Source organism: Chloroflexota bacterium, assembly GCA_018829775.1.
Lineage (GTDB): Bacteria > Chloroflexota > Dehalococcoidia > Dehalococcoidales > RBG-16-60-22 > E44-bin89.
Map to the genome: position 1 here is coordinate 1 of JAHJTL010000107.1, position 10046 is coordinate 10046.

Consider the following 10046-nt stretch of genomic DNA (forward strand, 5'->3'; position numbering starts at 1 on the left):
GACCGGAATCTATTGGTGTAACACTGAATTTATGTTGATAAGGAATGGGCTCAGCCAATTTGACCCGGACCTCTCGACCATATATCTTCACTTCTGCCCCCGGTTTAAGGTCCACCAATGCGACACCGATATTATCTCCGGGATTTAACATTACTGCTTCTATCATCTTTTCTCTCCGCTGTTCCTTCAAGTAATCAAATTATTCTCAGTGCGTTGAATCAAAAATGTACTAACTATCTTTAATAATAGTGAGGAGCTGGCATAGCTCAAATAATTGTACCACATCTTATGGAGCAGCCCCAGATACTCAACATTGCCTCATGGCCTGATAAGAAAATGCGCAGCTTGAGTTGACATACGCCTGTGACCGCTTTATAATTCCCGCGATAATACGAAAACAGGTAAATTTAACGCTGGAGGATATATGGCCATGACATACGTAATGCATGTACCAACCAAGCTGGTATTTGGCGTCGGAAGCATAAATGAGCTGGGTAAGGAAGCCGAGCAATTGGGGAAAAAGGCGATGGTCGTTACCTACCCCGACATTCGCCGCGTGGGATTACTGGATAGGATAATCAGTGAGCTGGAGTCAAACGGACTGGATGTATTGGTTTTTGAGAAGGTACAACCGAACCCGCGCCATACTATGGTAGACGAAGGCGCCAGTCTGGCGCGAAAAGAAAAAATAGATGTGGTTATCGGTCTGGGTGGGGGCAGCGCGATGGACTCGGCCAAAGCGATAGCCGTTGCCAGTACCCACGATGAACCTTTCTGGGAGCGTGCACTATCTGGAATCGACGAGGGAGTGGTAATTGACACGACACCTTCAATTATCCAGGTACCGACGTTGGCAGCTACCGGCAGTGAGATGAACAACGCAGTGGTGGTTACAAATTGGGACACGCGCGAAAAGAGACCGATTACCAGCTGGCGCATGGCGGCCAAGGTTGCCGTCGTTGACCCCGAACTCACGCTTACGGTGCCCAAGAAACAAACTGCGCAGGGAGGGGTGGATATTTTCGCTCATTGCATTGAGCCATATATCCTGCTTGAAGGACATGCCCCGGTGAATGACGGCATAAGGGAGCATTTAATGAGAATGGTCGTGGAGTACCTGCCACGGGTATTAGCCAAACCAGACGATATTGAGGCGCGTACTCAGCTGTCATGGACCAGTACCATCGCCATGTGTGCTCTCGCCACCCTGGGCGGAGGACGTGGGAGAGGTTTGCACTGCCACAATATTGAACACGGGATAAGCGCGCTATATGATGTGGCACACGCAGATGGTCTGGCGGCTCTGCTGCCAAAATTTATGGAATACATTCTTCCTGCCAGAAAGGAAAGAATAGAAGCGGTAGGCACTAAAGTCTTCGGTAAAGCAGATGGTATAAAGGCTGTTGAGGAGTGGCTGGAGAGTGTGGGAATGAAATTACGGTTTCGTGACCTGGGCTGCAAGCTGGAAGACGCTGAAGAAGTGGCCAACATCGTGATAAGGACGTGCCCCTTCAGCTTGGAAGTACCGCCACTTAAGATAGAAGCCAAGCAAATAGTGGAAATGTATCGGAACGCATACTAGATTGCCATCTGACCTGTCCCCGTATATCAGTCCAGTTTTGGTGTTGGTGCGGGATTGGAAAAGGCTTTTTTCTGCACTTTCCGTCAGATTGTGCAATTGGGTGACAAAACAAACAGAAAAGCTTGAGAGAGCTGGCTAGACAATATGGGGCCAGCTATGAGGCGGTGAGGACCAAAGACAGAAAGGTCATAGCTATCAAGCAGCGACAGGCAGCGAGGCCAGATAGTTCAGAATCTGGGTATCTCTGGCCACACGGGTAGTCAGCGCCCCTTCTTTCAGCAAATTAGCAAGCTCCGGCAGCGCTTGGGCTTCCCGGCGCAGCATGGCTACCTTTACTCCATACGGTGTATCCAGTTCTGTTGTTTCCTCTGCCGGTACTGCCATCCGTTTGCCCTCGGCAGTGAGCACTACCACACCAGAGTTCATCAGTATACGACGATTCTCCTCCCGGTCCTCCCGCTTTTCCCAGCAGATGAGTCCGCAGTTGCCACAGGTATTGATGTAGATCTCATTGGGGTCAAAGCATTTATCACGTTGAGTAAGTACGGCTCGCTTTCCCTGGAAGTTAGGGTCGGCGGCTCGTATCTGCCGGCTCAAGGCAATAACTTCTGCCACTTCATTGGGGAAGGGATAGTTCACATGGTAGGGACTCCAGGTAGACCACGTCTTGTCAGGACCCAGGCCGTGGTTGTGGCCACAGGCGATGATACAGCGGGCATTGCTTTCCTTTTTCCCATAGCAGTATTCTCTGCCGGCTATGGTCACAGACATGGTTTCCTTTTTATCTATCATCTCCACAGGGCAAACCGTGGTACATAACTTGCACTTGTCACAGGGATCTTCTTCCAGGAGCGGATCAGCCTCCAGTACCGCTGAAGTAAGCACCGAGCCCACGAAGACCGCTGAGCCAAACTGGGGAGTCATCAAATTGCCGCTCCAGCCCAACCGTCCTAACCCCGCGGCTACTGCCCCGTAACGATGGGAGAAGTCAGGCACCATCTCTACCATATTGGCCATGTCCGTGGTCTGGTTGCTACCCCCTTCAGGGCGATAGACATTGTTCATATCCGGTCGTATCGCCTCAAAGCCCTTCTCCTTGAGGAAATCAGCAAGGTGCTCAGCGATGTCATAAAGATTCCGGTAAATGCGTTTATGGTCGTTCCCGTGGGCCAACCAATCCCTTTTACTCAGGTAGTCCCGAATAACCTTTCTATCCAGCGGCATGGCGAAAGAGATAACAGACCGGGTGGAGGGCAGGAGGTAATCGGGATCGGCTGAAGGCGGTGCCCCGGTTAGCCTTTCCCTGGAGGTAATACCCACCAGAGCAGCCCCATTCTCCCGGGCAATAGCCTTAACTTGAGCGCTCAATTCCATTATTAACTCCTTTCCGTTTTAACCGAAGCTCACTACATATAATGAGTATATGCAAAAAACGTAAATATTGCATCTTTGCTATCAAATTATGCTATTAGTTGGGATTTCCTATTTAGGCTAATAGAGAATATTATCCCTCAGCTCACTATTACATTATTGTTATATGCTGATGTCTGAAAATGATTTTGTTATCCACCACTGATGTGAGGCAGAAATGAGACGGTATCATCAGCGCTTAAAAGCCTGTCAAGAGATGCTTTTTCCTGGTTAACGGTTACAAAGAGCATCTCTTCATCCAAAGTCAGATCTGGATACAGGTTCTTGACGAATTCAAGGATATCTTTTACCGTCATCTCTCCTGTTATAGGTATATTTACAGAATCTTTTTTTGTTACGACGCGCTGCATACCGAGGAACTTGACCGAGACCATCATCTTCTGAGCCATATTATTTTGGTTACCAATTAATATATCTTCCCGTCCCGGATCACATGCCGAATCCCTGCAATAGTTTTCCTGCCTGTTCGTCCAAAAGTCCGAATTTTTCTACTGTTTCACGTTTTGGTATTCCATCGGATGAGAAACCTTTCTCTTCGTAAACTATATCGCAGAGCTGCTGATAAGCCTCAATCCTTTTCTTAACAAGCAGTTCATGCTTCTTCTCCGGGGCGGCCGGGACTTCACTATCACCGAGCTGTTCCCGTAACCATCCGTCATAATATTCAGCTCGGGATTCGTATTCATTAAAATAAACCGGCCCCATTGCTCTTAATGGTATCTGGTCGCTAACCCGGGTACCCTTACCATGACGCAAGTTGATTAGCTTTTGAAGTATGTAAAGTCTCTCCGAATCATCTAAAATATCCTTCAGTGTTTTGTTACTCCCTGTTGTTGCATTGAAGTAGTCAACATAATAGGCAAGTGTTGGGAGGTTTTTTGCAGGCTCATCGGTATTGGCTGCCTCCGGATTTCGTACATCGATCCATGGAAGCTTGCACAGTCCGGTAGCATTGAACCATGTGCGGATTAGAGGAAACCATTTAAGTGCATTCGCCTTATCTTCAAAGGTGGGCAGCTCCTTGTGAATCTGGTCAATGAAGATCAGCCATGACTCGTCATGTTGTGGTCCTTTGAGAGCGAAACCATAGCCACCTTGCTGGGCAAGTGACTCTTTAGTCACGTACATGGAGAACTCGAGGCCTTTGACCTCCATTGCGAATTTGCTCAGCTCAACCAGGGCGGCATCCTGGGAGATACCGTTTCGAGCAGCGTACTTTTCGGCAACCCATTTCTTACCTCTAGCAACACCTTGCCCGGCAACTTTGCCGAAGCCTTTAGCATTGGCAATTTCATGCAATAACCTGTCAACAGCATCCATGTTACCGAAGGTCAGTTTATAACCTATATCATCAGCAGTGAGGAATCCGCGCTCAAAGCACTCCATAAAGAATGCAATTGTCGTGCCTGTAGAGATGGTATCGAGACCATATTCATCGCAGTACCAGTTGTATTCCAGGACAAAATGGGGATCGAAAATACCCATGCAAGAGACTGCGCCAACAGTTTCATACTCGGGACCATCAATGCTAACCTTTTGCCCTGCATATGGACCTCGTGTCAGTTCCACATTTTCAGAACTCTTAGAACATGCCAGATTACACCCATAGTAACAACCGTCAGGCATATTTTTTGTGAAGTACCTGTCAAGAAAGACACCTGCAAAGAGCTTGGGGGACTCAGAGCTTTGACCGTACTGATAATTGTTGATGGGAAAAAGGTGGAATTTATTCATATATTCCGACAGAATGGTAGTACCCCATGCGGAAAGATGAAGCTGTTTGGGATCAGCTTTAGAGATAACCTCCCTCAACCGGGAACCTGCCCGGCGCACACCTTCTTTATCTACAGCATTGTTGCCATTTGCCTTTGACAGGCTGGAATGCACGACAATACCCCGTAGTCCCTTAGTCCTCATAACGGTTCCCGTACCACCTCTACCCGCCTGTTTGGCGCGAATGCGATTTCGCTTTCTGTCAAAGAACAGGCTGTTTATGATGCCGAACCTGGCGTTGCAGGCGCCCTTGCCTGTGGTTACCGCAGCAAGTGAATCGCTGTACTCGCCGTCGTTTATATCTTCCAGTAGTCTTTTGCCAAAGGAAAGAGAACCCTCATCAATTTCCTTATCGTATGCAGGCGCAGCTATAATGCTGATAGTTCGTAAGTCGCCGTCAATTACAATGACCGAGTCTGCGCTGGCTATTCCGGAAACTGCAAGTGCATCAAAACCGGCAAGCTTTAAAAGTGGGCCGAAATGACCGCCGACATTTGAATCAATAAATGTATCCGTAAGAGGCGAAATGGTGCCAACTATGAATTTACCTGTTCCTGGAAAACTGGGTTCATTGCCGAGCGGCCCACTGGCCATTACAAGGATATTTTCGGGGCTGTCGTAGCGTGTTTCTCGGCTTGTACCATCCCATATCAGTTTCAGGGCGTAACCTCGACCACCGATGTATTTGTTTTTGAAATCAGGCGATAGGTCTTGAATTGTGATTTGTAGCTTACTCAGATCAATCTCGAGTAACTGGTCCGTGTATCCACCTGTAACTTGGGCAGGTTCGTATCTGATTTGTTTTAATATCTCCATATTTACTCCGGTCTTGAATTTGCTCAGCTCATTGAAGGAGATGACTTTTTACTATAATTCATTAAAGGCCTGATGTTCAAATGCAAGAAAAGGTCGCAAGATTGCCAGCCTCACTTATTCCCAAATATAGCGAATGCGCCTAGCTATGTCACGGTTGCGATTCAAGTGAGTGGTAACATCATCGACGTTGCCGGTTCTACCCAGCATCTTTTTCTTCCATGGTGCCAATTGACGGATTTCATGCGTTTGTATTGATACTCTTATAGACGTAGCTTAAAGTGGCTCTAGAAGAAGGCTATTGAGGAGAAAGTTAAACAAAACGTCATTATGTTTAACAAGTAGAAACTGATATAATAATGCAATCTGTATAGTCATTTTGAAGACGGTATAGAATATGAACTACGACGATGTGTTGATAAGGGAGTTTAGCATTGAAGGCTACAATAAAGTTATCAGTTTGTGGCGAAAATCAAATCTGCCATATAGACCAGAAGGTCGTAGCAGTTACACCACAGCCGGAATTTAAGCCTTTCTTTGAACTTCAATACGCTGGACTGTCATACTATCTGTTGCACTGGCGACCCCGGCGGGGATCGGGGTTTGATGCAATATCTGGAAATGGGATTTTATCCGGTGCTCGCTCCGCTTGCATTAAACATAGCATGGAGAGGAAAATTATCGACTGTTGTATGGTCTGAGCTCACAGGTAAACACAAGACCAAGAGCTTTCGTAGTCTAGCGAAGGAATATGGGGTTAGCTATGAAACTGTGCGGAGAATGATAAAATCGGGACAGGTCAAAAGTAGCTTGAGATGAAACCGATTAACCGGGATAAAAAGGTAATAGAGGATTATCGGGAGAGGATAATCGTAGATCCCGATAATTCCATACTGGCTTTCAAGACGAGCAGGGATTATCACGTGACCAGGTGGTGATACTCGGAGGTCATTCCCTCGCCCGTACCTGCATAGGGGACAAGCCAGGACTTGGGAACTTCATCGTAACCGAAGAGCTCGAGGATAAGCCGAACTGCGTTCACTACCACACGTACATGAAGTTCAAGGGGTGCGAGGCGGACGCGGTGTTCATCCTAGATGTGGACCCCAGCGATGAAAGGTGGGAAGGTGAGATGGGATTGTATGTAGCCATCAGCCGGGCGCAGCACTTATTATTTGTATTGCGGAAGAGATAGCATTGATCTGTTTCATTACGTAGCACATTCAGATGCGGCTCAATATAGTTGACATGGGAAAGCACTTGTGATATATATTATGTTAGCAGCTTAACAATTAAATAAACGTAATCAAAACAGTCCACCGTAGGCCGGTGGCGTGGTTCTTATTGCTATTAATTGCCGGACTGAGTTTTCAGTCCGGTTTTTTTATTTTCTAGGGCTTTTAAACGCTATGACCGGGACGCAAGCAAAACAACAGAATAAGAGGAAGGCAGATCATAAGCAGAGCAATTTGGACTCGGCGACAGAGCGTGCTTTCCTGCGCCTATCGTACATTTTGCTCGAAATAATTAACTCAGATAATGAGGATGGTAAAAACGGGGTGAAAGGAGGTGATTCGGCTATACAAATGAAAAAACGATCAAAAATGAAAAAAATCAATAAGGGAGGTAACCGCAGATGATCACACTTCAGCATGTCCTAGACATTTTGGCCAGAATGGATGTGGATCCATCTGAGATAGTCGTTTCGCGCACAATTTACATCCAAGTCATCCAGCAAGCGCGGAGAATTCTGCGAGAAGAAAACGTCGAAGACGATTTTGCGGAAAATTGTGATGACAAATTTGGAGAATAACAATTCGAATTGGTCACAAAATGGGCATAAAAGTTGATTAGTCACGGATTCCTAGGTCAACCTTAGCAATTCTAGGCAAATGATCTAGGAATCCGTGGAGGAGGCTGAAATGGGCTTAATGAGCAGAGTAAAGGCAAGGTTACTAAACTCAACGGACACTGATGAGATGGCGGAAAGGACCAAAAAGCAATACAACGTGGTCATCGACAAGGAGTTGATCGCTCAAATTCGTTATTTGGCATCAAAGTGTGGTGCAAATCGGTCGGCAACGGCTGAACATCTGCTGGAAACTGGTGCTTATTACGTGTCAAATGCATTGGAGGACCCACAAAAGAAGGAGATCTTGTCGAGACACATCGTCGAAACGCACTTGCTTGGCATTGGCCCCGATGATGACGCGGCAATACTCGTTATTGGCCAGATGGATGACTATTCAGAATTACTCGAATATTCTAAGGATGTACTTAGAAGTTACAAACGATATTCTCAAGCCCCGAAGATGACCATGAAGACCGGAGATGTCCGTTACATGGAAAAAGCTGAGAAGGATCTACTTAAAGCGGCGGTAGGATTTGCTATCTGGCTGCAGAAACGAAGTTTGGGGCCCAAAGCAGCAGTGAAAATGAACAAGGACCGGTAAACCAAAAACCAGACGGAGGACGAGATTAATATACCTCTCCGGGGTAAAAAACCCACCGTTGACCCGTACATGCTTCTAACTCTTGACATCGGTGAATAGATGCTGTAACGTGCACAGCAAAAAGGAGGTAACAATCGATGCAAGCGTATTGCATGAAATGCCGCAGCAAGAAAGAGATGAAGGATCCCAAGTCAATCACTATGAAGAACGGTAAACCGGCGACCAAGGGAACTTGCCCCACCTGTGGTACCAAGATGTTTCGGATACAATAGAAACAATAGCTTCCCATTCAGCATACCTATCAAAGTAGGGGTTTAGTAGCTGCCCTTTTCTAAGCTGCGAAAAAACAAGTAAAGGTGTAGGTTTACCTACACCTTTACTCTAGTTGAGTTCATCAATTCGGCCTGAGCAGGAATTACTAAACGGTGCTGTTTATAGACCATAAACTGGTGTCGTGTTCCAGTGTATGGCCCCTCAAAGCCAAATTTCCTGAGGCGGCGAATAAAGTTCCGCCGCTTACATGGCCTCCACTGGCTCACGTCGAGGCTCCTTGTTAAGGTCGATGCCCTCAATTACTGGCAGAGAATGACCCAGTTTGAGGCCAACCAGAATCCAGTCCTCTAAAGTAGAGCGTAATTCAGCTTCACACTCGTGTAAAGCGGTACCGAAAGCTACTACACCCGGACAGGAGGGGATTCGTCCGGCAAAAGTGCCGTCCTCCAGTTTGTCATAAACGGCATGTGCCAAGGCATGGCTAACATAGTCGGTAAGAATAAATCGTACTGTCACGAAGCACCTCCCCTAATCGTGCTATCCGCTTCTTCAATGATTGCCGGAGGACAAAACTTGCACTTGGTACCGGGTGGTAGGATTCCCTTAATCTATCCTCCGCTGCTATACTGGTGAACCTTGCATATCCAATATCACTTGTCCCATGCCATTTTTATACACCCCCCTTTTCCCATTGTTATACCTGGCGCAAAAGCGTAATTTAAAGATTTCGCGTCAATATGACACTTCTTGACGTTACTTCGGAGACCATCCCTAAACTCATCGAAATTGTTCCTGAGGCTCCAAACATATGGTTTAAACTCGCTTACTATAATTTCTCGGTCCATCGTTTGGAATTTTTTGAGAACCCGCCCTATAGTTCTAAAATTCGGGACAGACTCGCCTTCTAGTAACCCCCCACTACTAACCATTCTATCTAGGTCTCGCTGTATGACTATTGGCCTTGGCCCCTGTTTTGCTGCCAGGTCAATAATCGCCTTTTTCATCTCCCATGACGGCTCCTTTCCCATACCCATTTCAATCCTCCTAACAGCAAAATTAATTTTTACGAATTTTCTGGTATGTCAGCGTTGGGTCGGTTATATGTATTTGAATACCGCTTTTTATGATATATGCTCCTCTTAGAAAGGTCAAGGGAAAAACAAGAAATGGCTAAAGTTACCATCAAAGTTGACCCACGGACAGGCGTGACTTACTTTCCGAGGGTAATTCGTAAGGAAGGGTTCGTTGGCGAGATTGAGGGCTTTCCCAACGCGCTCACATTTACTCTGATCAAGCCTGGAACTAAGCTGGTTGATGTGGAGAAGAGCCTCCAGATTATTCTGCAGGATATTGCTCTGCGAAGAGAGCAAGGTCAAGAATGAACCTCGAAGATAGAGAAGTTAAAATTAAGACCCACTGGCGACCAATTGCTGACGAGCCATCGTCCACCGTGAGAAGGCTGTGGCGTAAATTGCTCCGAAAGAGACCACGCCGCGCTAAGACCGCTACAGCCAGAGAAGATGAAAAAGAACCAGACTAGTTACCCTTTATCAGGACAAGGAGGGAGGAAAATGGACAGGCAATACAGGCGCGTAAGCACTGAGGAACAAGAAAAAGGCACTTCACTTGAGTCGCAACTGGCCAAGCTTGCTGAGGTGGCACCTAACGCTGTCGATTATTGTGACGCCGGCTATTCCGGCACCAATGGCGACCGTCCTGAC

Annotated in this window: 11 protein-coding genes; 6 read left to right on the forward strand and 5 right to left on the reverse strand. The window is 46.8% G+C overall.

The window, feature by feature from the left end; translation table 11 throughout:
• Positions 1 to 430 precede the first annotated feature (430 nt).
• Positions 431 to 1582: an iron-containing alcohol dehydrogenase gene (locus tag KKD83_10460; protein ID MBU2536566.1), complete on the forward strand. Its 1152-nt coding sequence runs from the start codon at positions 431 to 433 to the stop codon at positions 1580 to 1582.
• A gap of 195 nt (positions 1583 to 1777) precedes the next feature.
• On the opposite strand, the gene KKD83_10465 is transcribed toward KKD83_10460, so the two are convergent.
• The 3 genes from KKD83_10465 to KKD83_10475 all read right to left on the reverse strand — a co-directional run bounded on the left by KKD83_10465 (position 1778) and on the right by KKD83_10475 (position 5602).
• The gene (locus KKD83_10465; protein MBU2536567.1) at positions 1778 to 2956 is read right to left on the reverse strand and encodes a hypothetical protein; all 1179 of its coding nucleotides are present in this window, start codon (positions 2954 to 2956) and stop codon (positions 1778 to 1780) included.
• A 188-nt stretch (positions 2957 to 3144) separates the two neighbouring features.
• Positions 3145 to 3402 (reverse strand): MoaD/ThiS family protein, encoded by a 258-nt coding sequence (locus KKD83_10470; GenBank protein ID MBU2536568.1) that lies wholly within the window; start codon positions 3400 to 3402, stop codon positions 3145 to 3147.
• A gap of 40 nt (positions 3403 to 3442) precedes the next feature.
• Complete coding sequence (locus KKD83_10475; protein MBU2536569.1) at positions 3443 to 5602, reverse strand: aldehyde:ferredoxin oxidoreductase; 2160 nt, start codon at positions 5600 to 5602, stop codon at positions 3443 to 3445.
• A gap of 1081 nt (positions 5603 to 6683) precedes the next feature.
• On the opposite strand from KKD83_10475, the gene KKD83_10480 reads away from it, so the two are divergent.
• Entirely contained in the window at positions 6684 to 6794 is a 111-nt protein-coding gene (locus KKD83_10480) for a hypothetical protein (protein MBU2536570.1), read from the forward strand.
• A 736-nt stretch (positions 6795 to 7530) separates the two neighbouring features.
• Complete coding sequence (locus KKD83_10485; protein MBU2536571.1) at positions 7531 to 8052, forward strand: hypothetical protein; 522 nt, start codon at positions 7531 to 7533, stop codon at positions 8050 to 8052.
• Positions 8053 to 8568: 516 nt separating this feature from the next.
• Here KKD83_10485 and KKD83_10490 read toward each other — a convergent pair.
• Positions 8569 to 8841, reverse strand: coding sequence for a type II toxin-antitoxin system HicB family antitoxin (locus KKD83_10490; GenBank protein ID MBU2536572.1), 273 nt, complete (start codon positions 8839 to 8841; stop codon positions 8569 to 8571).
• 134 nt (positions 8842 to 8975) lie between these two features.
• Positions 8976 to 9359: a hypothetical protein gene (locus tag KKD83_10495; GenBank protein ID MBU2536573.1), complete on the reverse strand. Its 384-nt coding sequence runs from the start codon at positions 9357 to 9359 to the stop codon at positions 8976 to 8978.
• A gap of 132 nt (positions 9360 to 9491) precedes the next feature.
• On the opposite strand from KKD83_10495, the gene KKD83_10500 reads away from it, so the two are divergent.
• The 3 genes from KKD83_10500 to KKD83_10510 all read left to right on the forward strand — a co-directional run.
• The gene (locus KKD83_10500) at positions 9492 to 9707 is read left to right on the forward strand and encodes a hypothetical protein (protein ID MBU2536574.1); all 216 of its coding nucleotides are present in this window, start codon (positions 9492 to 9494) and stop codon (positions 9705 to 9707) included.
• Positions 9704 to 9865, forward strand: a complete 162-nt coding sequence (locus KKD83_10505; GenBank protein ID MBU2536575.1) for a hypothetical protein — start codon at positions 9704 to 9706, stop codon at positions 9863 to 9865. The genes KKD83_10500 and KKD83_10505 overlap by 4 nt, the downstream gene beginning before the upstream one ends.
• Positions 9846 to 10046: recombinase family protein (locus KKD83_10510; protein ID MBU2536576.1), on the forward strand; the 201-nt coding region annotated here is incomplete at its 3' end. The genes KKD83_10505 and KKD83_10510, both read left to right, overlap by 20 nt.